This window comes from Calidifontibacter terrae, assembly GCF_054778835.1.
In genome coordinates this window covers 258,768-280,808 of the sequence record NZ_BAAGZF010000002.1, presented here as the reverse complement: position 1 = coordinate 280,808, position 22,041 = coordinate 258,768, and the positions used below count along the sequence as shown (strand labels likewise).

22 protein-coding genes are annotated in these 22,041 nt (G+C 71.0%); 7 read left to right on the top strand and 15 right to left on the bottom strand.

Annotation, left to right across the window (positions count from 1 at the left end):
• Positions 1 to 3: 3 nt before the first annotated feature.
• Together ACYU98_RS04020 and ACYU98_RS04015 are read right to left on the bottom strand one after the other, a co-directional pair.
• A complete protein-coding gene (locus ACYU98_RS04020; RefSeq protein ID WP_460466902.1) occupies positions 4 to 603 on the bottom strand; it encodes a hypothetical protein in 600 nt (199 codons plus the stop codon).
• A 119-nt stretch (positions 604 to 722) separates the two neighbouring features.
• Positions 723 to 1,115 (bottom strand): nitroreductase family deazaflavin-dependent oxidoreductase, encoded by a 393-nt coding sequence (locus ACYU98_RS04015; protein WP_460466901.1) that lies wholly within the window; start codon positions 1,113 to 1,115, stop codon positions 723 to 725.
• A gap of 111 nt (positions 1,116 to 1,226) precedes the next feature.
• Between ACYU98_RS04015 and ACYU98_RS04010 the strand changes: the two genes are divergently transcribed.
• Together ACYU98_RS04010 and ACYU98_RS04005 are read left to right on the top strand one after the other, a co-directional pair.
• Positions 1,227 to 1,865 (top strand): DUF6928 family protein, encoded by a 639-nt coding sequence (locus ACYU98_RS04010; protein ID WP_460466900.1) that lies wholly within the window; start codon positions 1,227 to 1,229, stop codon positions 1,863 to 1,865.
• A 57-nt stretch (positions 1,866 to 1,922) separates the two neighbouring features.
• The gene (locus ACYU98_RS04005) at positions 1,923 to 3,404 is read left to right on the top strand and encodes a carboxylesterase/lipase family protein (protein WP_460466899.1); all 1,482 of its coding nucleotides are present in this window, start codon (positions 1,923 to 1,925) and stop codon (positions 3,402 to 3,404) included.
• A gap of 6 nt (positions 3,405 to 3,410) precedes the next feature.
• Here the strand turns inward: ACYU98_RS04005 and ACYU98_RS04000 are convergent, their stop codons facing one another.
• On the bottom strand, positions 3,411 to 4,292 hold the full coding sequence (locus ACYU98_RS04000) for a helix-turn-helix transcriptional regulator (protein WP_460466898.1): 882 nt from the start codon (positions 4,290 to 4,292) through the stop codon (positions 3,411 to 3,413).
• Positions 4,293 to 4,450: 158 nt separating this feature from the next.
• Between ACYU98_RS04000 and ACYU98_RS03995 the strand changes: the two genes are divergently transcribed.
• The gene (locus ACYU98_RS03995; RefSeq protein ID WP_460466897.1) at positions 4,451 to 5,497 is read left to right on the top strand and encodes a zinc-dependent alcohol dehydrogenase family protein; all 1,047 of its coding nucleotides are present in this window, start codon (positions 4,451 to 4,453) and stop codon (positions 5,495 to 5,497) included.
• A gap of 17 nt (positions 5,498 to 5,514) precedes the next feature.
• Here the strand turns inward: ACYU98_RS03995 and ACYU98_RS03990 are convergent, their stop codons facing one another.
• Entirely contained in the window at positions 5,515 to 6,171 is a 657-nt protein-coding gene (locus ACYU98_RS03990; RefSeq protein WP_460466896.1) for a flavin reductase family protein, read from the bottom strand.
• Positions 6,172 to 6,197: 26 nt separating this feature from the next.
• Positions 6,198 to 7,601, bottom strand: coding sequence for a purine-cytosine permease family protein (locus tag ACYU98_RS03985; RefSeq protein WP_460466895.1), 1,404 nt, complete (start codon positions 7,599 to 7,601; stop codon positions 6,198 to 6,200).
• Positions 7,602 to 7,774: 173 nt separating this feature from the next.
• Between ACYU98_RS03985 and ACYU98_RS03980 the strand changes: the two genes are divergently transcribed.
• Positions 7,775 to 8,422, top strand: coding sequence for a GntR family transcriptional regulator (locus ACYU98_RS03980; protein ID WP_460466894.1), 648 nt, complete (start codon positions 7,775 to 7,777; stop codon positions 8,420 to 8,422).
• 7 nt (positions 8,423 to 8,429) lie between these two features.
• Here ACYU98_RS03980 and ACYU98_RS03975 read toward each other — a convergent pair whose 3' ends face one another.
• From ACYU98_RS03975 to ACYU98_RS03960, 4 genes are all read right to left on the bottom strand, one after another.
• Entirely contained in the window at positions 8,430 to 10,709 is a 2,280-nt protein-coding gene (locus ACYU98_RS03975; protein WP_460466893.1) for a CHAT domain-containing protein, read from the bottom strand.
• Positions 10,710 to 10,959: 250 nt separating this feature from the next.
• A complete protein-coding gene (locus tag ACYU98_RS03970; RefSeq protein WP_460466892.1) occupies positions 10,960 to 11,436 on the bottom strand; it encodes a hypothetical protein in 477 nt (158 codons plus the stop codon).
• On the bottom strand, positions 11,436 to 12,014 hold the full coding sequence (locus ACYU98_RS03965) for an RNA polymerase sigma factor (RefSeq protein WP_460466891.1): 579 nt from the start codon (positions 12,012 to 12,014) through the stop codon (positions 11,436 to 11,438). The genes ACYU98_RS03970 and ACYU98_RS03965 overlap by 1 nt, the downstream gene beginning before the upstream one ends.
• Entirely contained in the window at positions 12,011 to 13,525 is a 1,515-nt protein-coding gene (locus tag ACYU98_RS03960) for a S8/S53 family peptidase (RefSeq protein WP_460466890.1), read from the bottom strand. Before ACYU98_RS03960 ends, ACYU98_RS03965 begins: the two co-directional genes overlap by 4 nt.
• A gap of 408 nt (positions 13,526 to 13,933) precedes the next feature.
• On the opposite strand from ACYU98_RS03960, the gene ACYU98_RS03955 reads away from it, so the two are divergent.
• Together ACYU98_RS03955 and ACYU98_RS03950 are read left to right on the top strand one after the other, a co-directional pair.
• Entirely contained in the window at positions 13,934 to 14,563 is a 630-nt protein-coding gene (locus ACYU98_RS03955; RefSeq protein ID WP_460466889.1) for a class I SAM-dependent methyltransferase, read from the top strand.
• A gap of 49 nt (positions 14,564 to 14,612) precedes the next feature.
• On the top strand, positions 14,613 to 15,539 hold the full coding sequence (locus tag ACYU98_RS03950) for a CHAD domain-containing protein (RefSeq protein ID WP_460466888.1): 927 nt from the start codon (positions 14,613 to 14,615) through the stop codon (positions 15,537 to 15,539).
• Between the two features lie 13 nt (positions 15,540 to 15,552).
• Here the strand turns inward: ACYU98_RS03950 and ACYU98_RS03945 are convergent, their stop codons facing one another.
• The 6 genes from ACYU98_RS03945 to ACYU98_RS03920 all read right to left on the bottom strand — a co-directional run bounded on the left by ACYU98_RS03945 (position 15,553) and on the right by ACYU98_RS03920 (position 20,902).
• On the bottom strand, positions 15,553 to 16,131 hold the full coding sequence (locus ACYU98_RS03945; protein WP_460466887.1) for an NADPH-dependent FMN reductase: 579 nt from the start codon (positions 16,129 to 16,131) through the stop codon (positions 15,553 to 15,555).
• Positions 16,128 to 17,579 (bottom strand): amidohydrolase family protein, encoded by a 1,452-nt coding sequence (locus tag ACYU98_RS03940; RefSeq protein WP_460466886.1) that lies wholly within the window; start codon positions 17,577 to 17,579, stop codon positions 16,128 to 16,130. The genes ACYU98_RS03945 and ACYU98_RS03940 overlap by 4 nt, the downstream gene beginning before the upstream one ends.
• Positions 17,580 to 17,657: 78 nt before the next feature.
• Complete coding sequence (locus tag ACYU98_RS03935) at positions 17,658 to 18,020, bottom strand: hypothetical protein (protein ID WP_460466885.1); 363 nt, start codon at positions 18,018 to 18,020, stop codon at positions 17,658 to 17,660.
• Positions 18,017 to 18,901 carry a DODA-type extradiol aromatic ring-opening family dioxygenase gene (locus ACYU98_RS03930; protein WP_460466884.1) on the bottom strand — a complete coding sequence of 295 codons (885 nt, stop codon included), beginning with the start codon at positions 18,899 to 18,901 and terminating at the stop codon, positions 18,017 to 18,019. Before ACYU98_RS03930 ends, ACYU98_RS03935 begins: the two co-directional genes overlap by 4 nt.
• Before the next feature lie 13 nt (positions 18,902 to 18,914).
• The gene (locus ACYU98_RS03925; RefSeq protein WP_460466883.1) at positions 18,915 to 19,739 is read right to left on the bottom strand and encodes a citryl-CoA lyase; all 825 of its coding nucleotides are present in this window, start codon (positions 19,737 to 19,739) and stop codon (positions 18,915 to 18,917) included.
• Positions 19,736 to 20,902, bottom strand: a complete 1,167-nt coding sequence (locus ACYU98_RS03920) for a CaiB/BaiF CoA transferase family protein (protein ID WP_460466882.1) — start codon at positions 20,900 to 20,902, stop codon at positions 19,736 to 19,738. The genes ACYU98_RS03925 and ACYU98_RS03920 overlap by 4 nt, the downstream gene beginning before the upstream one ends.
• Positions 20,903 to 20,998: 96 nt before the next feature.
• On the opposite strand from ACYU98_RS03920, the gene ACYU98_RS03915 reads away from it, so the two are divergent.
• The gene (locus ACYU98_RS03915; RefSeq protein ID WP_460466881.1) at positions 20,999 to 21,910 is read left to right on the top strand and encodes an IclR family transcriptional regulator domain-containing protein; all 912 of its coding nucleotides are present in this window, start codon (positions 20,999 to 21,001) and stop codon (positions 21,908 to 21,910) included.
• The last annotated feature ends 131 nt before the right edge of the window (positions 21,911 to 22,041 follow it).

Sequence of the window (22,041 nt, the reverse complement as noted above, 5' to 3'; positions counted from 1 at the left end):
CGCTCAGCTCGTGCCGAGCATCTTCGTGAGGTCGTTGGAGAAGCCGACCAACTCGGCCAGCTTGGTGTCGCCCGCATCCGCCGACACGTTGAGGACGCCGTCGGCGGTCTTCAGGTAACAGGTCAGGTTGCTCGCCTCGGTCGTGGTGCCGCAGTAGCCGGTGCCGGCCTTGGTCTTCTGGTGGACGATGTTGGCGACGTCGCCCTCGTATTTACCACCCGCAAGGAACGACACGGACGCCATGCCGCCGCCCTTGGTGTAGATCGAGGCGGGTCCGGAGGAGGCGCTGTTCTTCGACCACCCGGCGACCATCGCCGGCAGGTGGGTGGCGGTGCCCGCCTTGATCGCCGCCCCTTCGGGAGCCGGGCCGGCGCCGGCGGAGGTGGGCGCCATGGACGTGGACATGGAGGTCGACATGGAGGTCGAGCTCGTGGACGACATGGACGTCGACATCGAGGACGAGGTCGACATCGAGGACATGCCGCTGGTCGAGGACGCCGTCGTCGAACTCGACGAGGCGCTGTTCGACTCGGACGAACACCCCGCGACGGTGAGCATCGTGACGGCGACGCCGGTGAGGGCGGACGAGCGGGACAAGGTCATGGGGGTTCCTCCTGGGATCTGGTGCAGCACAGGGGCGTCGCGAGCCGGGGTGTGCCCGCGGGCGCCCGCTGTTCGTTGCACGCGACCGTGCCGGACCGGGTCCGTGAGGACGACGGGTTTCAGACGCCGCGCCGCAACCGCAGGTAGTGGTCCAGCTTCCAACCGGACGTCGCCAGGCGTTGCACCGGGCCGGTCGCGGAGCGCGCCTCGTCCGGCCCCGCGATCGTCGGTTCGGTGACCGGGAACGTCTTCCCCCGCCAGCGCAGGGTTCCGCCACCCGCCGCGCGCAGGTTGCGCACCCAGTCGGTGCCCACTCCCCACGGCAACCCGATGTAGAGCACCTCGTCGGTCGAGGCGACGATCGCCACCGGCGTCTCGTACGCCTGCCCGCTGGTGCGGCCGCGGTGTTCGACGACCGCCCAGAGCGGTGCGAGCCGTGTCCCGGCGGCTTTGATCGCCACCTTGTTGAACCGCTGCGCACCAGCGGGCGGCCGTTTCGCGTTCGTGGACATGGCTCCATCGTCCGCCTCCCCGGCCCGTTGCGGAAGGGCTCCGGAAAGGCGTCTGCTGTGACTGCGCCGAACGCGCCACACCCGCGCCGATCACTCCGTACGCTCAGCGCCATGGGTGCCAAGGACTGGATCATCTGTTTTGCCGAGACCGACGCAGCGAAGGCCCTGTCGGAGGTCGGCGACCTGGACCTGCTGGCGACGGAGACTCTCGTCCGTGCCCTCTTTCCCGGGCGGGAGCCCACCCGGATCGGCGACGGAACGCTGGGTGACAACCTCAATCCGGCGGACAACGATGTCTACGCGGGCGTCTGGCCGGGCGTCGCTCTCGTGTGCACGTCCGAGGTGGCGGTCGACCGGCCTTCCGAACTGCACCCGCGATTCCTCGTCGCTGGAAAAGGCCGCGTCATCCACCTGCACGCGATGCACAGTGCGGCCGACTGGTGCGCGTTCGGCGTGTGGGACCGCGACGGCCGACTCGTTCGCGCGATGAGCATCAGTGGCGGCGACGAGGAGATCCACGAGAACACCGGCGAGCCCCTCGCAGCCGAGCGGCCGTTCTGGGCAGGGGATTTCCCGGCCTCCGAAGACGCTGAGGAGGCCGCCGAGTATCCGTTCGCCTTCCACCCCCTCGATCTGGGAGAGGCGGTGCTCGAGGAGCTGTTCGGGTTCGTGCTGGAGGGTCCGGGCAGCGACACACCCGACGCGGTCGACCCCTACGCCGTTCGGTTGGCCGGTTTCCGGCTGAGTTGACGGGGCTGGTCGCGACGCTGACAGCCCGTACGCGGGTCGCGCTGGCAGGATGCGCCCATGAGTGCACCCGAGGTCACCACCACAGCCGGCCGCGTACGCGGCACGACCACCGCCCACGGCGCCGCCTTCCTGGGCATCCCGTACGCCGAACCCGCTGTGGGCGCAGACCGGTTCGCCGAACCGCGGCCGAGGTCGGCGTGGGAGGGCGCCCTCGACGCGACCGCCCACCGGGCCACCGCGCTGCAGGCGCCGTACCCGCCGCCGATGGACGTCCTGCTGCCCAGCAGCGTCGCCCCCGGCGACGACTACCTGAACCTGTCGGTGTGGACCCCCGACCCGCAGGGCAGTGACCTGCCGGTGATCGTCTGGATCCACGGCGGGGCGTTCGTACGCGGCGCCAACAGCCTGGGCGCGTACGACGGCACGGCGTTCGCGCGCGACGGCGTCGTGCTCGTGGGGATCAACTACCGCCTGGGTGTGGCCGGCTTCCCGGTGACCGACGACGCACCGACCAACCTCGCGCTGCGCGACCAGGTCCTGGCGCTGCAGTGGGTGCGCGACAACATCACCGCGTTCGGCGGCGACCCGGCGAACGTGACCGTGATGGGCGAGTCCGCCGGCGGGATGAGTGTCGCGACGCTGATGGCGATGCCGGCCGCGCGCGGCCTGTTCCGGCGCGCGATCATCCAGAGCGGCGGCGGTGTCGCGGCCGGTCGGCCGGAAGACCTGCGCTCGTTCACCCGCGCGGTCGCGGACAAGCTGGGCGTCGAGCCCACGGCCGCCGCGCTGAGCGCCGTCGAGCCGGAGCACCTGTTGCAGGCGCAGAACGCCGCGTCCCTCGACCTCGTCACCGACCCGCGCCCCGAGCGCTGGGGCGCCACCACGATCAGCGGTGGCTTCGGACTGATGCCGACCTTCCCGGCCGTCGACGGCGACCTGCTCACCGACATCCCGGAGGCCCTGCTGACCGCCGGCGCGAGCAGCGACGTACCGCTGCTGATCGGCACGACCAGCCAGGAGTTCAACCTCTGGAGCATCGGCCTGGGCATCGCGGCGTCGGTCACCGCCGACAACCTGCACCCGCTGCTGGCGCGCTACGGCCTGCCGCCGGAACTGGTCGACGGCTACCTGGCGCGTCGCCCGGAGAGCACGCCCGGCGAGGTGTTCTCGGCGGTCATCACCGACCTCCTCTTCCGGGAGCCGTCGATCCGGCTGGCCCAGGCGCGCGACGGCGCCCCGACGTACATGTACGAGTTCGCCTGGCCCACCCCGGAACACGGCATCGGTGCCTGCCACGCGCTGGAGCTCCCGTTCGTCTTCGACACGCTCGGGGACTCCTCGCCGCTGGCTGGTCCCGACGCGCCGCAGTCGCTCGCGACCGCGATGCACACCGCCTGGGTGGCGTTCGCCACGAAGGGCGACCCGGGCTGGACACCGTACGACCGCTCGGACCGCACCACGCGCCGGTTCGCCACCGAGGGTCCCGACGTGGTCGAGGACCCGCGCGGCGAGGACCGGCTGGCCTGGGTCGCCGGCTGAGTAGGTTCAGCCCTGCTGAGTGAGGTGCTCGGCAGCGGGCTGCGCAAGACTCCAGCTCGCCAGCAGCCGCAGTGTCTCCTCGGACGAGCTGTCCGGGGGCGCGGTGTAGACATTGATCCGCTGCCCCGGATCGCCGGGCAATTCGAAGGCCTCGTAGTCCAGTTCGACGTCGCCGACGACCGGGTGGTGGAACCGCTTGCGGCCGGTGCGGTGGTACTTCACGTCGTGCGCGGCCCAGAGGCGCCGGAAGGCGTCACTGCGGGTCGACAGCTCGCCGATGAGTTCGGTCAGGTCCTTGTCGTACGGGTCCCGACCGGCTTCTGTGTGTAGGAATGCGACACAGTCGCTCGCCGCCTTGTCGTAGTCGACGAAGAACTCGGGCGCTTGGGCGGCGAGGAAGATGAAGCGCGCGCTGTTCGGCATACGCCCGGGGCCGGCGTGGTCGTACAGCGGGCGGTAGAGCGCCCGGCCGAGGTCGTTGGCGGCCAGCACGTCGAAGCGCCCGTTGCGCAGGTAGGCCGGCATCGGCATCTGGTCGAGGACCCGTGCGATCGTCGGCCGTACGCGGGTCTTGGCGGGGGTGCGCCGGGGCCGGCTGCGCGCAGTGCTCAGGGTCTGCACCAAGCGGTGGAGATGATCGCGCTCGGCCTCCTCCAACTGCAGGGCGTGGGCAATCCCCTCGAGCACGCCGTCGGAGACGTTGCCGACACTGCCCCGCTCGAGGCGGGTGTAGTACTCCACGCTGATGCCGGCCAGCACTGCCACCTCCTCGCGGCGCAGCCCGCTGACCCGCCGGTTCGCGCCGTACGTTGGCAAGCCGGCCTGGTCCGGCGTGAGCTTGGCGCGGCGCGTGGTCAGGAAGTCGCGCAGGTCGTCCTTGGCGGGCATGTTCTCACCGTACGGCTCCGGGTCCGGGGTGGCAGGCCCTGTCAGAACCCCTCACGACAGGGTGTGGCGCTCCCGCAGGACCTGCCGTTCACTGAGAGCGTGACCCCGCACGTGCGGTGTGCGCCGCATCCCGGATACCCACCCAAGGAGCAGCAACCATGAAGGCGACCATCTTCAAGGGCAAGAACAGCGTCGAGGTCGGCGACCGCCCGGACCCGCGCATCGAGAACCCCACCGACGCCATCGTACGGGTCGTGCGCGGCTGCGTCTGCGGCTCCGACCTCTGGTACTACCGCGGCATCAACGACCACAAGGTCGGCAGCATCGGTCACGAGTACATCGGGGTCGTCGAGGAGGTTGGCGCCGAGGTCAGCGGGCTGAAGGCCGGCGACTTCGTCATCGCGCCGTTCACCTTCAACGACGGCACCTGCCCGGCCTGTCGCGCCGGGTTCGAGTCGAACTGCGTCAACGGCGGGGCGTTCGGCAACGGTGTGATCGACGGTGGGCAAGGTGAGCGGGTGCGGTCGCCGTACGCCGATGCCACCTTGGTGAAGGTCCCCGGAAACGAGGCCGACTTCAGCGACGAGCAGCTCGCGTCGTTCACCGCATTGTCCGACGTGATGTGCACCGGCTACCACGCCGCGGTCAGCGCGGGCGTCGGTCCCGGCCAGACCGTGGCCGTCGTCGGCGACGGCGCTGTCGGTCTGAGCGCGGTGCTCGGGGCGAAGAAGCTGGGAGCCGCGCGGATCATCGCGCTGTCCCGCAACCCCGCCCGGCAGGCTGTCGCCAAGGAGTTCGGCGCCACCGACATCGTGGAAGACAGAGGTGACGACGCCGTACGGGTCGTGCGCGAGCTGACCGATGACGCCGGTGTCGACGCGGCCTTGGAGTGCGTCGGCACGGACCAGTCGATCGAGACCTGCGCGGGGATCGTCCGCGCCGGTGGGAGGATCGGCGCGGTCGGCGTCCCCCTGTACGAGACGTTCCAGTACAAGACACTGTTCTGGAAGAACATAGGCATCAAGGGCGGGGTCGCTCCTGCCCGGCACTACATCCCCGAGCTGCTCGAGGACGTGCTCGCCGGCCGGATCAACCCGGGCCGCGTGTTCGACTTCACCACCGATCTCGACCACGTCGCCGAGGCGTACGCGGCGATGGACGAGCGCCGGGCGATCAAGTCGCTGCTGACGATGACGCGGTCGTAACTCCCCATCCGCCACCTCTACCGGGCCGAACCCTCCAGGCCGGCCGCCTCATCGGTGCTGGCTCCCGGGATCCGCATCTCGAACGTGTCGTTCACAACGGCGTAGTCGTAGTAACCCATCCGCGCGATCGGCTGGATCTTCGGGTAGTCGAGTCGGCCGTCGGGGGTCAACACGTCATCGGCGACGTGGATGCGTTCGACGCTGGCGTAGACGATGTCGATCGTGCCCACGTTGGAGTTGCCGACCAGCCGGTGGGTCGAGATGAACTTGCACTCGAAGTGGCACGGGCTGTCGGCGACCATCGGCGCGTCGCACAGGTCCGCCTTCGTCCGGCGCAGCCCGGCGCGCTCGAACTCGCTCTCGTGCTCCGGCAGCGCCATCGCGGAGATGTTCACCGCCTCCCGTAGATCCCAGGTGGCCATGTTCCAGACGAACCAGCCGGTCTCCTCCGCGTTGACCACGGTGTCCTTACGGCGACCGTCGGGATACTGGTTCGCCGCGAACATCACCATCGGCGGATCGAACGTGAGGTTCTGCCACTGGCTGTACGGCGCCAGATTCTCCACGCCCGAACGGCTGACACTCGACAGCCAGCCGATCGGCCGAGGCACCGTGCACGCCTTGAACGGCGAGTACGGCAGCGGGTTCTGCTCGGTGGGTGGGTTGTACTTCACGATGTTTCGTCCTTCTCGATCAGGGGTCAGTGGGCGCTGTTGACGGAGCGCAGTTCAGCAGCCGCAGCGACGGAGACACGGCGCACCTTGGCGGTGAACGCGTAGTAGAGGCCACCGGCGACGACCAGCCCGAGCACCCAGGCGACCTCGGCCCCGCCCAACCAGTCGGCGATCGGACCCACGTACAGGCTGCTGTTCATGAACGGGATCTGAACGAGCACCCCGATGAGGTACGCGGCGAAGGCGCCCGCGTTCAGTCGGCCGTAGATGCCGTCGGGGGTGTAGAGGTCGGGGATGCTGTAGCGCTCGCGGCGCACCCAGTAGAAGTCGACCAGATTGATCGCCGACCACGGGGTCATGAAGTAGAGCAGGAAGAGCAGAAAGTTGGTGAACGTGGTCAGGAAGGTGTTGGTCGCGGCGAGCGCGATGGCCAATGCGGCTGCGGAGATGAGCGTCACGTACATCGCGCGGTACCGGGGGCTGACGCGGTCCTGCCGAGTCAGGCTGGTGACGATCGTGACCACCGACATGTAGCCGCCGTACGCACTCAGAGTGTCGCCGGTGAGCTTGCCGCAGATGACGGCCAGCAGCACGAGCACCGACAGCGGACCACCGAGATCGCCGAGGTAACCGACCTGGTCCGCCAGGAACGCCGCACCGCCGACGGCCGCGACCAGCGCCCCCAGGACCATCGCCAGGGATCCTCCGGCGACGCTGCCGAGGAAGGTCCAGCCGATGGTCGCCGCCCGGGGCGTCTCGTGCGGTAGATAACGCGAGTAGTCGGCGATGTACGGACCGAACGTCAGCTGCCAGGAGGCGGCGAGCGAGATGCCGAGCACGAACGGAGCGAGAGCGAACTCGTGATGCCCGAAGGCGGCGCCCGTCCGCGAGTCGAAGGCCAGCCGCACGAACAGACCCACGAAGACAACGGCACTGAGCACGGCGGCCACGTGGGAGAACCGGTGGATGTGGCGGTACCCGTAGATCGCGAGCACGGTCGACAGCACCGCGAACACGATCGCGCCGAGGTGACGGGAGATGTGGAGCACATGGGCCAGCGCCTGTCCGCCGAGCACCAGCCCGGTGGCATAGAAGCCGAGGAAGATCATCAGCGCGAGCACCAGCGGCAGGATCGCGCCGAAGTAGCCGAACTGCGCACGGCTCTGGATCATCTGCGGCACCCCGAGGCGGGGGCCTTGGGCGGAGTGCAACGAGGTGAAGAAGCCGCCGGCGATGTTTCCGAGCACGATCGCAGGGATCGACCAGAGAGCGCTGTTGCCGAGGACGACGAACAGTGCTCCGGTCACCACCGCGGTGATGGACGTGTTCGCGGCGAACCACACGAACAGCAGGCTTCGTGCCGTCCCGTGCCGCTCCGCCGGCGGGATGTAGTCGATGGAGCGCTGCTCCAACGCGGGCGTACTGGTCATGGGCACCTCTTCTGGTGGCGGGGCGCGAGCCGCGCCTGTTCCGGAGACCCGAACGCGGGTCACGCTGCCTGTCGATCCACCCAGTATGCGACCGATATATTGGTTACTCAAGGGGTTGCGCGCAGATTTTTGCGGAGCGCCTTTAGCATCACCTGACGAAAGGGGTGTCATCCATGACTGAGAGCAAGGCGGCGGCGGCATACCGCCAGATCGAACGGATGATCACCTTCCAGCAGCTCGCCCCCGGGATGCTGGTGTCCGAGTCGCTGCTGATGGAGCGCACCGGACTTGGCCGTACGCCGGTGCGGGAGGCGCTGCAGCGATTGGCCCGCAACCGGATGGTCGAGATCCACCCGAGCAAGGGCGTCCTGATTCCGTCCACGTCGGTCGAGGCCGAATTGCGGATGCTCGAACTGCGCCGGGTGCTGGAAGGCCTCGCGGTCCGGCTCGCCTGTGCGCGGGCGACGAGCGACGTGCGCGCCCGGATCGAAGCGATGATCCACAGCCTGCAGGACACCGCATTCACCCTGGAGACCTACGCCGACTCGGTGAAGCAGACCCACGACCTGATCGTCGAAGCTGCCGGCAACGACTACCTCTCCGACGCGATCGCCCCGCTGCAAGGACTGTCGAGGAGATTCTGGATCGCCCACGTCATCGACCGGGACGCCGAGATCTCCACGGGATCCGGCCTGCATCGACGGATTCTGACCGCGATCCGGGACCAGGAACCTGATGCGGCGGAGGCCGCCTCACACGCGCTCAACGACTACCTCGTGGACTTCTCCTACGCGACGCTGCGGGGAACACGCGGCCGCTGAGCGCGCATCATCTCGGCAGGAAGCGGGCGGCCGATCCGAGCGCGAGGAAGCTGGCCGCCGACACGTCGGCCCCGTCGATCGCCCGCGCCAGGGACTCGTCGACCGGACACCCGGCGGCGAGGTGCCGGTGGTGGCGCGCCATGACGTCCGCGGCCACCTCGTCGAGCACCGGCCGCGGTGCCGCGACCAGGCTCACCGCTCCCAACGACCACAGCGACGACGCGAGCCCCAGCGTCTCGTCACCGGGGCGTACGGCGGCAGCGCCGACCTCGCAGGCCGACAGCACGACGTGTCGCGCGGACACCCCGGCCGGTTGGAACTCGTGCGCGAAGACCGGGCCGCCGGTCAGCTCGACCGACGAGAACAGCGGGCTGTCCGGGCGGTGGGTGCCGTGGGCGGCGACGTGCACGATGTCGGCGCCGGTCGCCGCGGCGATCAGGTCGTCGCTGGTCGCGGACGGCGCGACGTGCGCGCCACCCCACGCGTCCCGTACAGCGGCGGCCTCCTCGGTCGCACGCGGCAACCGCGGTCCGACGCACACCGATACCCGAGGGCGTACGGGTGTCGCGCCGGCGCGCGACGCCCACCCGGTCAACGACCGGGCCACGGTGACCGGCCGCCCGCGCAGCCCCGGGAGCAGGGACCACGGCAGCCCCGCCAGATCGGACCCGGCCACCACCACGACCCCGCCGGCGCCGAACGACCAGGGCGCCAGCAGCAGCCGCCCCAGCTGCGCCGATCCGTCGCGCAGCGAGGCCAGCACCGCGCCGCGCAGGCCGCCGAGCCGCTGGGTCGAGGCGACCAGCAGGTCCGCGCTCAGCCGGCGGGACAGCTCGGCCACCTCGTCAGCGGGCCCGAGGTCCACCAGTCGGGCGCGGCCGCGCATCACCCCGACACCGAGCAGCCGGCCTCTGTGTCGGGCGAACCAGATCAGATCACGGTCCTGCTCCGCGAGCACCGCCCGTGCCCGGCGTACGTCCGGGGTCGAGGATCCGCCGCCCTCGGTCGTCAGTGCCCAGGTGCGGGCGCGGACCTGACGCTGCAGGGCGTCGCGGCGCCGGGCAAGGTCGGACAGCTCGCGCGGGTCGGTCTCCTCCCGCGCGCGGTCGGCCAGGGTGCGCAGCCGTTCGGTCGCCTCCCGCAGCTCGCGGTCCGGCGATGGTCGCACGGCCGGCAACCGGTCGGTGGCCGACCGCCAGCGGTCCAGACTCGCCAGCACCGCCGAGGCCCCACTGTTCAGCGCGAGATCCAGGTCGAGCCGACCCAACCGCACCGCGTGCACCGCCGCCGCGGTCCGCAGGTCGAGGCTGGCGGTGCCGGCGCGGGCCCGCCCGAACTGGCGGGCGGCGTCGGCGAGGACGCGCCGCGCCCTGCCGGGCTCACCCTGGACGGCTCGGACCCGCGCGAGCACCCACGTACGCTGCAACGCCGCCGCGCCGGGCGGCCCCGCGCTCGGCCTGCTCCGCGCCAGCCACTCGTCGGCGGCCGGCGCGTCCCCGGCCTCCAACGCGGCCCGGGCGGCGGCCACCGCGACCTGGTCGGCGAGGTCGACGTCGCCGCGATGCCGTGCCGATGCCCAGAGCGCCGCCAACTCGGCCGTACGCGCCGTCGACCCCTGCCCGTCGTCCAGCGACAGCGTCACCTGCAGCAGCCGGGCTCGCTCCTCCCATGCGGTGGCGCCGATCCGGGCGTACAGGCGCCGGGCGCGACCGGCGTGGCGGGCGGCCGCTTCCGGATCCCCGACCAGGCGCAGCGCCCGCGCCAGTTCCAGCTGGATCTCGGCCGCCGTGTGGTCCGGCCGCCGCGGGCGTACGTGCGTCGCCGCCGCGGAGAGCACCTCGCGGGCGTCGTCGATGAGCCCGCACTCCAGCAACACGCTCCCCCGGTCCAGCAGCAGGATCGCCGGCGTGACGAACCCGTCGTCGACGTCGCCCGCCGAGACCAGTTCCAGGGCGCGGGGCAGGCTCCCGGCGAGGTACTCGGCGTAGCCCTCGTCGTGCAGCGCGGTGGCGTGCATCCCCGCGTGGCCGAGCGTCTCGGCCAGCCGCCGGGCTCGCCCGAAGGAGCGCGCGGCGGCCCGTTGGGAGCCGGCCATCGCCCGCAGCAGACCGTCGGTGACCAGCACCGCGCACTGCTCGAGATCGTCGAACTGCTCGAGCCCGGCCAACGCCGTGGTCATCTCGTCCAGGGCGGCGGGGACATCGCCTGCGCGGCCCAGCACGCCCGCTCGCTGGAAGTGCCACCGCGCCCGCCACCGCTCCGGCTCCAGCTCGGCGGACTCGTCCACCGCACAGGCGAACTCGCGCTCGGCTGCCGGCAGCCCGTCGCTCAGGAAGGCGGTCAGCGCACCGGTTAGTCGGGCGTTGAACCGGATCCAGCGACTCCGTCGGCTGATCCCTCCCGCGTCGGCGCGGTCCAGGGCCGCGCGGGCACGTCGCAGATCCTGCGCCGCACGCTGCGGATCGCCGACGTGGTTGTGCTGGACGGCCGCGCGGCGCCACGTCTCCGCGCGTTCGAGTAGGTCGTCGATGGCGTCCTCAGACCTCGATCCTGGGGGTGACCACGGGGGTCTCTTCCGGGTCGTCCGGATCGAGCCGGATCACGAACATGACGCTGCCGTGCGGCACGTCATCGACGACGAACCGGCCGTTGCGGTCGGCCGTGGCCGACAGGACCCGATCCGCACACGTGACGTCGACCCGTGCTCCGCCGCCGGTCACCCAGCCGTCGATCCGCACGCCGTCGCCGGATGCCGTTGTCGTCACCATGAGGCTCACCCGGCCGGAGGCGAAGGTCACCGACTCCGTCGTGCGCGTGTGGTCGTCACCGCGTACGGCCAACGCCTCCGCCTGCACCAGTTCGGCCACCTCGGCCTCCATCGACTGCACGGTGAGGGCGAACTCGATCCGATCGACGATGCCGGCCGGCACCGGGTCGAGCCGTCCGTACAGCCCGGCGAGCGCGCCGAGTGTGGCGACGTCGCGGGCGTCCACGGGTTCGGAGGATTCGGTCATCACGGTTCCCATCTCGGGTCGGCACCCAGTGCGGTGCGCAACTTGGTCAGGCAGCGGCCGCGGGTCGGGCCGATGCTGCCGATCGGCATACCCAGCGCGGCCGCCAATGCTGCGTAGTCGGCTCGGTCGCCGAACGCGACGACCCGCAGCAGTTCGCGGCAGCGCGGCGACAGCTGCTGTACGTGCTGCCACAACACACGTTGCTGGTCGGCGAGGATCACCTCGGCGTCCGGCGCCGACACGGCGTCCTGCGGCTCGGGTCGCTCGTCGAGAGCCGTGTCGCGTCGTTGCCGATCCACCTGCCGCCAGCACTCGCGCTTCACGGTGGTCACCATCCAGCCCAGGACGGCGGCGGGTTCGCGCATCCGGTCGCCGTACTCCACCAGTTTGAGCCAGGCCGTCTGCACCGCCTCCTCGGCGGTGGATGCGGTCGCCCCCTGCGCACGGGCGGTGTGCCACAGCACCGGAGTGAGCAGCTCCACCAACTCGCCCAGCCGCTGCTCGTCGCCGGCGAGGTACGCGGCATGGGCCACTCCCGCGCGGGCGGTCAGGCTGCCTGCCGGTGCCGTGGCGGTCATGGCTCCGCCAGCAGCCGGTCACGGATGACCCCGGCGCGCTTGCGCTGGTCGTCGGCGGAGATCGCGGCACCCTGCGCGCTGAGGTCGGCCAGCTGCTGCGCGGCCTCCGCGGCGAGCGCCGGTGCGGCGAAGGAGGTGCCGCTCCAGACCCCGAAGCCGCAGGCGTACGAGTCCGGGTCGAGGGTCGCGCGCCGGTCGGACGCCGCCGTGGACGCCTCTCCCCCGGCGTCCACGGTCACCGGCATCGTGCTGACCACCGCGGCACCGGGTCGGTGGAAGCGCACCCAGTCGCCGCCGTTGGAGAATAGGGCGACCGTCGCGCCGCCGGGGTTGGACGCGCCCACGCTCAGCACCGCCGGGACGGCATCGCCGACGCCGAAGGCCGCGGGGAAGAAGGGCCGCTCGATCGCGTCGTTGCCGACCCCGGCGACCACGATCACGCCCGCGTCCCGGTACGCCTCCAGCAGCCGACGCAGCGCGGGCGCGGCGGCCGGGTCGTCCGACTGCTCGTGGTAGTAGCCCATCGACAGCGACAGCACGTCGATGACGCCGTCGTCGACGCCCGCCGCGAGCGCCTCCACGTGACGGGCGAGCAGCAGCACCAGTGTCTGCTGGACGAACCCCTCGTCGGCGAGGCCGAGCGCGGAGAACACCGGGATGCAGAGCAGCCGGGCCACCGGGCAGCCCTGACGCACGATGCCGGCGATGAAGGTGCCGTGACCGGCCAGCGGAGCCATCGCGCCGGTCATCGGATCGATGATGCCGTCGCCCAGGTCGGCGTTCGGTCCGCCGATCGGCAGCCCGTGCAGCTCGGCGCCCATCTGCACGGTCGGGTCGCCGTCGAACCACGGGTGACGACCGATGCCGGAGTCGACCAGGGCCACCACGGGTCGCCGAGCCGGCGCGGGCACGTACGCGGCGGGGTTGCGCAGTCCGACGTGCACCGGCATCCGGCCACCGCGACCCGGGACGCCGAACTCGGCCGGCGAACCGATCCCGCCGAACTGGCCGCCGATCCCACCGAACTGCCCGCCGATCCCGCCGAACTGCCCGCCGATCCCGCCGAACTGGCCGCCGATCCCACCGAACTGCCCACCGATCCCGCCGAACTGCCCACCGATCCCCCCGAACTGCCCACCCGCCGGGCCGAGCACGTGGTCGAGCGTGACCTGCTCCGTGTCCTGCTGCGTGAGCTGCGGTGCCGCCCCCCGCACCGCAGCCAGCGCGGCGTCCGCGTCGACGATCGTGGCCGGGTCCGCACCGGACAGCACCACCGTCGACACCCAGTGCTCGGCCACCACCTCGGCGGCCGGCCCACGCAGCTCGGCGAGCTCGGCCGGAAGATCAGCCGACGGTTCCACCCGGAGTCCGAGCGGTTCCAGAACCTTCTGCAGGTCGTCGATCAACCCGGCGGAGGCCGGCGCGCCGCGTACGAGCAGCCGGTCCCGGACGTACGCGGTCGGCAACACGGTGCCGTCCCGCCGACGGGCACCGGGGTCGAGGACCGCCACCTTGTACGGGTCGACGAACGACCCGGCGGGTGGCGTACGGCGGTCCGGGGGGGGGGGGCTTGTCGGCGTTCATGCTGGCTCCTCGACTGTGCGATCCGTTCCCGACGCGGTCGTCGGGAGAAGTCTGCTCCTGCTGCGCGGGCTGCAACAGGGCCTGCGGTCCTGGGTGCGCCCCGTACGTGCACCGCTTGCTTGGACCCCTCGGTGAGGCGGCTCGTCCCCCTGCCTGGCCGCCGCACCGAGTGGCTCCCCCGGTGACAAGGAGCGGGTCACGCCCGTCCTGATACATCCCGGCCGCAGAGATTTCGAACCGCCTCCCGCGGAACCCGCCGGGTGCGTACGGAGGCATACTCGCCCGGGGCGGATCCCCGCCCGCTCCACCTCGACGAGACATCCGGAGGGACAGCGATGGATCGCTTCAGCCAGGAAGCAGCGACCTGGGACGACAAGCCCGGGCATGCCGACCGCGCCCGGTCGGTGGCCGCGGTGCTGCGCTCGACGCTCCCGCTGCGCACGGACATGCGCGCGCTCGAGATCGGCGGTGGCACAGGCCTGCTGGCCCGTGCGCTCGTCGACGACGTCGACACGGTCGTGGTCACCGACGTCGCCCCCGGCATGGTCGAGGCGGCCCGCTCGGCGCTCGACGATCCCCGGTACGACGGCTGGTCGGCGCGTCACTACGACGTCGAACACGACCCGCTGCCGCCCGAGCGCTACGACCTGGTGCTCGGCCTGCTCACCCTGCACCACATGGGCGACGTCGCGGCGGTCGTCGAGCGCTGCGTACAGCTGCTGGCCGACGGCGGTCGGCTCGCTCTGGTCGACCTCGACCACGACCCGGAGGGCGCGTTCCACGCGCACGCCCACGACTTCGACGGCCACAACGGTTTCCCGCGCGATGTCGTCCGCGGGTGGTTCGAGCAGGCCGGGCTCACCGACGTCACCGTCGGCGACGCCGGAGCGGTGACCAAGGACGGCGACCACGGCCCGGTCGACTTCCCGATGTTCGTCGCGACCGGCCGGCGCGCGGCCGACTGAGCCCGCTCCGTTCGACCCACCCACCTCGCCCCGATGCGACAGTGGGGTGATGCCGACGCGGAGCAGCGGGACCGACGAACTCCCCGGGGCGTCGACCTTCGCCGATCTGCTCGCCCACCGGTTGGCCACCCAGGCCGCCGAACTGCGCGAGCGGGCCGCCGCGGTGGCCGCCGGCGACGCGGAGGCCGTCCACCGGATGCGCGTCGCCGCCCGCCGTTCGCGCGCGGCACTGACCACCGCGAAGCCGCTGCTGAGCGAGCCCGCCGACGACCTGCTGGCCGAGTTGCGCTGGCTGGGACAGGTTCTCGGAGGAGCGCGCGACGCGGAGGTGTTGCACCGACGCCTCCACACCGCGCTCGACGGCGAGGACCCCACGCTCGTCCTGGGCCCCGTACGCCGTCGGATCGACCTGGAGTTGGGGCGGGCCCGACGCGCGGGGGTGGCTGCGGCCGAGGAGGCACTGCGGTCGGATCGGTACGCGCGATTGCTGGCCGCCCTCGACGCCCTGGCCGCCGATCCGCCGCTGTCGGCGACGGCCGACGGGGACGTACACACCGTGCTCGCGCGGCTGGTCCGGCGTGACGCCCGGCGGCTGCGCCGCGCGGTGCGCGCCGCCATGGACAGCGCGCCCGAGGAGCGAGATATCGCCCTGCACGAGGCGCGCAAGAAGGCCAAGCGGCTGCGGTACGCCGGCGAACTGGCGCGACCGGTCGGCGGACGGCGCACGCGACGGCTCGTACGCCGGGTCAAGGCGGTGCAGCAACTGCTGGGCGACCACCAGGACAGTGTCGTCGCCCGCGAGTTGTTGCGCCGGCTCGGTGCCATGGCCCACCTCGACGACGAGAACGGCTTCACCTTCGGCCTGCTGTACGACGCAGAGCGACACATCGCGGAGCGGCTGGTCGACGAGCTGGCCGACGTGTGGCACCGCGTGCCGGGCCCGAAACGGGCGGCTCGCTGGGTGGAGGAGGGCTGAGAGCCGCGTCGACTCAGGCCGTCGGCGGATGCAACCGCCCCGTCATCCGCACGACCGCCGTCAGCAGCGCCGCCAGTTCGCCGGCCCGGCGTTCGTACGGCCGGAAGGTGCCGTCCTCGACCTCGGTGAACAGTCCCAGTGAGACCTGCTGGCGGATCCCGACCATGTACAGGTTCGCGACGATGGCGCGCCAGTGCTCGACGGCCCGTACGCCGCCGTCCGCCCCGTACGAGACGAACGCGACGGCCTTGTCGTGCCACTCGGGGCCGAGACTGTCGACGGCGTTCTTGAAGCCGCCCGGCACGGAGTGGTTGTACTCCGGGGTGACGAACACGAACCCGTCGCACTCGTCGATCGCCCGGCTCCAGCGGGTGACCCGCTCGTCGGGATAGCTCCGGCCCGCGGCTGACGGGACGACCGGCGAGGTCAGCACCGGCAGCTCGAAGTCCTGCAGATCGATCAGCCGGAAGTCCGCGTCGGGATGAGCGTGCGTGCCGGCCATCACCCAGTGGGCGATCTGCTCGCCGAGCCGCCCCTCGCGGACCGACCCGATGATCACCCCGATCCGCGGGTGCTGCACGCCCGAGGTCACTCGCTCCTCGCCCCACGATGGGTGGAGCCGTCCGCGTACTCGGTGTAGGTGTAGGGGTTGTCCAGCACCTTCGACTCCGGGATCTCCGGGTTCATGCCGGTCTCCCAGTCCGCGCCGAGCTCGGCCTGCAGGTGCTCGACGGTCTCGGTGACGACCCGGCGCGCCTTGTCCAGCGAGATGTCGACCAGCGCGCCGTCGTACTTCACGACCCGTCCGTCGATCAGCACCGTGTGCACGTCGCCGCGCTGTGCCTGGAACACGACGTGCCCGTACGGGTTCAGCAGCGGGAACATCACCGGCGAGCGGTCGTTCTTGATGAGCACCACGTCGGCCTGCTTGCCGGCCTCGAGACTGCCGATCTTCGACTCGAGCCCGAGGGCGCGCGCACCGCCCAGGGTCGCCCACTCCACGACGTCGGCGGCGCGGATGCTGGAGTGGGTGATGGTCTCGCCCTTGTCGTGCGCCAGGTGGTGCTCGAGCGCGCGGTCCGACGACAGCGTCGAACGCATCGCGGAGAAGGCGTCGCCGCTCCACCACACACTCGTGTCGACCGACAGCGAGATCGGGATCCCGTGCCGCCGCAGGTTCTGGCTCGAGGGGTAGCCCTGGCCGCAGCTCGACTCGCTCTCGGCCGAGACCGCGCCGAAGCCGCCGGTCGCCGCGATCCGCAAGTACGAGTCGTCGCTGAGCGTCGCGGCGTGGACGTAGATGGTGCCCGGCGTCATGAACCCGTGCTCGTGCATGAGCCGGATCCCGTTGTCGTCCGTGGCTCCCCAGACCCCGGCGTGGGTGGTGACCTGTACGCCGAGTTCGCGCGCCGCCTCGAAGGCCGCCTTCTCCGGGAAGGCCGGGTCGCCGGTGACGTCGAACGCCAGCTGCAGACCGAGCATGTCCGATCGCGGGAAGCGCGCGGCGAAGCTCTGGAAGTCGTCCGACGTTGCCCACTCCCACGGCCCGGCGAAGATGTTCCCGTACGCGAACACGAACCGGCCGGGCACCTCCTGCAGCGCCTGCACCGCGGCGTCGGCATGCTCGACGCTGGACAGGCCGTGCGACCAGTCGACCGAGGTGGTGACGCCGGCGTCGACGGCCTCCAGACCGCTGAGCAGGTTGCCCGCGTAGACGTCCTGCGGCCGGAACTTCCTGCCGTGCTGGAGGTAGTTCCACACGAAGTACTGGGTGAGCGTCCAGTCCGCGCCGTAGCCGCGCATCGCGGTCTGCCACATGTGCCGGTGGGTGTCGACCATGCCGGGCATCACGATGCCGCCGCCGGCGTCGATCTCGGCGGTTCCGTCGGGCACCGACAGGTGCGGACCGACCGCCTCGATGCGGTCGCCGACGACGAGCACGTCGGCGTCGCGCAGGACGGTGCGCTCGCTGTCCATGGTCAGCACGCAACCGTTGCGGAAGACGACGGCGGGGGCCGAGGTCACCTCTTGTGCAGTCATTTCTCACCTTTGGGTGTGGGCGCGCGTGGAACGCGGCGGATCTGGCGGGGTGTGCGGACGTACGGGGAGAGCCGTGCGTCAGGTGGCGATGTCGGGGTACGGCCGGCTGATGTGCGCGAGCTTGCGGGCGTAGTCCAGCTGCATCCCCAGCGGCTCGTCGAAGTCACGCTCGAACATGGCGATCCAGAGCGTGAGCGTGAGGAAGGGGTGCGCGCCGAGCTCGAAGAGCCGTACGTGGTCGTGCGTCTGCAGCGCGGTCCGTTCGTCGTCGGTGAACGACAGCCAGGTCGTGCGCTCGGCGTCGATGCAGTTGAGGATCACGTTGGCGCGGTCGTTCTCCCACCACTGCACGGTGCCGACCGGATCGCTGCGGTAGCGCTCGGTGAGCTCGCGGTCGCGGTCGACGGTGAACAGGAACTTGTCGACCAGATATCTGCTCATGCGCCTGCTCCGATCGGGTGGTCGAGCAACTCGGGATGGGGGTACCAGGTGAAGTAGGCCTCCATCGTGTGGAACAGGCTCAGGTGATCGGCGTGGTCGGCCTTCTGGTAACCGGCGACGCCCATCATCAGCATGAAGTCCATGAACCCGTGGGTCGCGTTGCCGGGCTGGTGCAGGCTGTCCAGGCTCACGCCGGCGAGGCAGCCGTCGATGTCGCCGCGCGAGATCCAGTCGACCGCGCGGGCGTCGAACTCGGGGTCGGGTCCGGTGGGCCCGAACTGCCGAGGACCGCCCAGCTCGAGCGACAGGTGACCGCTGCCGATGACCGCCACCCGCAGGTGACTCGGCCACGACTCGACGATGTCGCGGATGGTCTGCCCGAGCTGCACGAAGCGCTCCGGCTGCGGCAGCGGCGGCGCGAAGATGTTGGTGTAGATCGGCACGATCGGCAGATCCGCCTCCGGCCGTACGGTGAGGATCGGGCAGGTCACCGAGTGGTCGATGCGCAGTTCGTTGGAGAACGCGAGGTCGAAACCGCGGTTCAGCCCCTGGCGCAGCATGTACTCCGAGAGTTCCTCGTCGCCCTTCAGCAGCATCTTCGGCATGCCGAACTCGCGGATCTCGTTCTCCCAGTTGGCGTCGTAGAACGGCGCCTTGCCCACGAGGAACTGCGGCATGTTGTCCAGCCACAGCTGGTGGAAGTGGTCGGAGCCCACCATCACCAGCACGTCCGGACGCGCGCGGGTCAGGGTCTCGCGGTAGGTCGCGATCTTGCTGATCCACTCCGCGGCGAACGGCGGCGCCTGGTCCGGCGGCAGCTGACTGGTGCGGTAGTAGAACGGGTGGTGCGTGGTCGCGAGCACGGCGACGAGCTTGGCCATCGGTCGTTCCTGCCTATTCCGGTGCGGACTCGGTGTCGAGAGCGCTGCTCGGGTCGACGAACCGCGCGTGCTGCTCGACGAACAGGTACGTGTTCATCCCGACCGGCATGCGCTCCTCCTCCGCCAGTTGGCCGAGCAGGCCGGCCGCGCGGGCCAGCAGCGCGAAGCCGCGCAGCAGTTTGATCGGCAAACCGAGGTCGGCCAGCGCCGCGCCGACCACACCGGCTCCGTTGAGCACGAGGCGGCGGCCCAGGATCGGTTCGTGCACCCGCCCGATGGCCTCGAACAGCGCGAGGTGGGGTCCGTACGCGTCCGTCTCGTGGGCGATCCGCACCAGCGCGGGCGTCCGCGGGTCGAGCTCCTTGTGCACCGGGTGACCGAGGCCGGGGATCCGGTCGCCGCGAGACTTCGCCGCGGTCACGATCCGGGTGGCCAGGGCGTCCCACTCGTCCTCGGTCGACGGGGCGTCGTCGAGTTGCGCAAGCTGGTCGTGCAGGAACCGGCCGCAGTCCTCGGTCACCCCGAGGAAGCGCGACCCGCCACCGAGCAGTCCGGCCGCCATGGCGCCCTGGATCGAGTCGGGGGCCGACAGGTACGTCAGGCGCGCGGCGATCGCGGTCGGGGTGAAGCCGTGGTCGGCGAGGGCGAGCAGACAAGCGTCGAGCATCCGCACCTGACCGGCCGTCGGCGTCCGCAGCGTCACCATCCGGTAGACGAGTTCGGTGAGACTTACCTTGCCCATCAGGTCCTCGGCGAGGTCGTCGCCCAGCAGGGTGATGGTGGAGGTCGTCGACATCCCCAGCGAGGTGGGGAACTCCGGTGTCGCGTCGGTGGTCATCGCTGCTCCTTCTCGGTCTGCGCCAGCCACTGCAGGACCTCGGCGCGGTGTTCGCCGGTCGCGGGCGGCGCGAAGTCGTACCGCGGTTCGGACCGGGAGAAGCGGATCGGGTTGCGGATCGACGGCACCGAGGCGTCGCCCTGCCCCACCTCGACGACGGGCTCGAGGCCGAGGTCCGCGGCGAGCTGCACGCCCTCGCCGACGGTGTTGATCGGACCGGCCGCGACGCCGGCCTTCGCCAGCACCTCGAACCACTCGGCCTTCGTACGGGTGGCCAGTCGTTCCTCCAGCAGTGGCCGCAGCAGCTCACGGTTCTCGGTGCGGTCGCCCACGGACCGGAAGCGCGGGTCGTCAGCGAGCTCCGGCGCCCCGATCGCGTCGCAGAGCATCCGGAACTGCCGGTCGTTGCCGGCGATGACGATGATGTCGCCGTCCGAGGCCGGCAGCGGTTCGTACGGGAACAGGCTGAGGTGGGCGTTGCCCATCCGGTGCGGCACGACACCGGCCGCGGCGTACGCACCCGTCTGGTTGACCAGCCCGGACAGCGCCGAGGAGAGCAGGTTGACCTCGATGTGCTGGCCCTTGCCGGACTGCTCCCGCTCGTGCACGGCGGCGAGGATGCCGATCAGGGCGTGCATGCCGGTCATCACGTCGAAGACCGAGATCCCCGCGCGGTACGGCGGACCGTCGGGCGATCCGGTGAGGCTCATCAGACCCGAGGTCGCCTGCACCAGCAGGTCGTAGCCGGGCAGATGGGCACCGCCGGTGGTGCCGAAGCCGCTGATCGAGGCGTAGACGAGGCCGCGGTTCACCGGCGCGAGCGACTCGTAGTCGAGGCCGAACTTCGCCAGGCCGCCGGGCTTGAAGTTCTCGATCATGATGTCCGCGCTCGCCGCGATGCGGCGCGCGATGTCCCGGTCGCCCTCGTCCTTGAGGTCCAGCGCGATCGACCGCTTGTTGCGGTTGATGCTCAGGTAGTACGTCGAGATCCCGTCCCGGGTCGGCGGCACCCAGGTGCGGGTGTCGTCGCCACCGGGGCTCTCGACCTTGATCACCTCGGCGCCCAGATCCGCCATCAGCATGGTGGCGTACGGACCCGCGAGGATCCGGGAGAAATCTGCGACAACCAGGCCGGCCAGAGGGCCGGTCGGTGCGTCCGTCATGTCAGTCCTTGTCCGCTAGGCGGTCACTTATCCGTCTAACGGACACTGTGATCCAGGCCACTGCCGCTGTCAAGGGCTTCCGGCGGGTCTCGTACGGTGTCCCGCATCGTGGGCGGGAGGCGCTCCGCGACCGGTCAGCGGCGGCCGATCCCGCACGTACAGTGGGGCGTCGACGATTTCGAGGAGGTGGCAGCGGTGGCGCAGCGCGGTTCCGGGCCCGACTTCATCGAGGCGTTGGCGCGCGGGCTCGACGTCATCCGCGCGTTCGACGAGCGCGCCGTCGACGGCACCCTGAGCATGTCCGAGGTCGCCGAGCGCACCGGACTGGCCCGCCCCACCGTCCGCCGCATCCTGCTGACCCTGGCCGAGCTGGGCTACGTGCGCTCCACCCGCCGCGGCTACTGCCTGACACCGCAGGTCGTCGACCTCGGGATGGCGTACGTCCATTCCCTCGGACTGTGGGACATCGCCCGCCCGCATCTGGAGGAGCTGGTCACCCGCACCAGCGAGTCCTCGTCGATCGCCCAGCTCGACGGATCGGACATCGTCTACATCGCGCGCGTCGCCGTGCCCAAGATCATCGCGCTGCGGGTCGACATCGGCACCCGCTTCCCGGTCGCGTCGACGTCGCTGGGCAAGGTGCTGCTGTCCGAGCTCTCCCGCGAGCAGATCGAGGCGACCCTCGCCGTGCCGTCGAGGTCGGGCATCACGCCCCGCCGCACGCCCGACCTCGACGAGCTGCTGGCCGACTGCGCGCGCATCCGTGAACAGGGATGGTGCCTGACCGATGAGGACCTGGCCGCCGGGATCCGCTCGGTGGCGGCTCCGTTGCGCGACGGCGACGGCCGCATCGTGGCCGCGATGAACGTGACCGTGCACGCCGCGGAGACCTCGGTGGAGCGGCTGGTGCACGGCCACGTTCCGGACCTGCTGGCAACCGCGGCGGCGATCTCTCGCGACTTCGCGCATCGCGGCAGTCTCCCGACGACCGACGTGCAACCCGCGTAGCGGTCCCTCGGGCCGACGGTCGCGGGCAGCTTCTCCGGGTGATGCGCACGTGCAGTGCGGTGGTTCGACCCGGCCCTGTCCGACCGACCCGCGTGCCACGATGGCCGGATCCGGGACCCGACCAGGAAGTG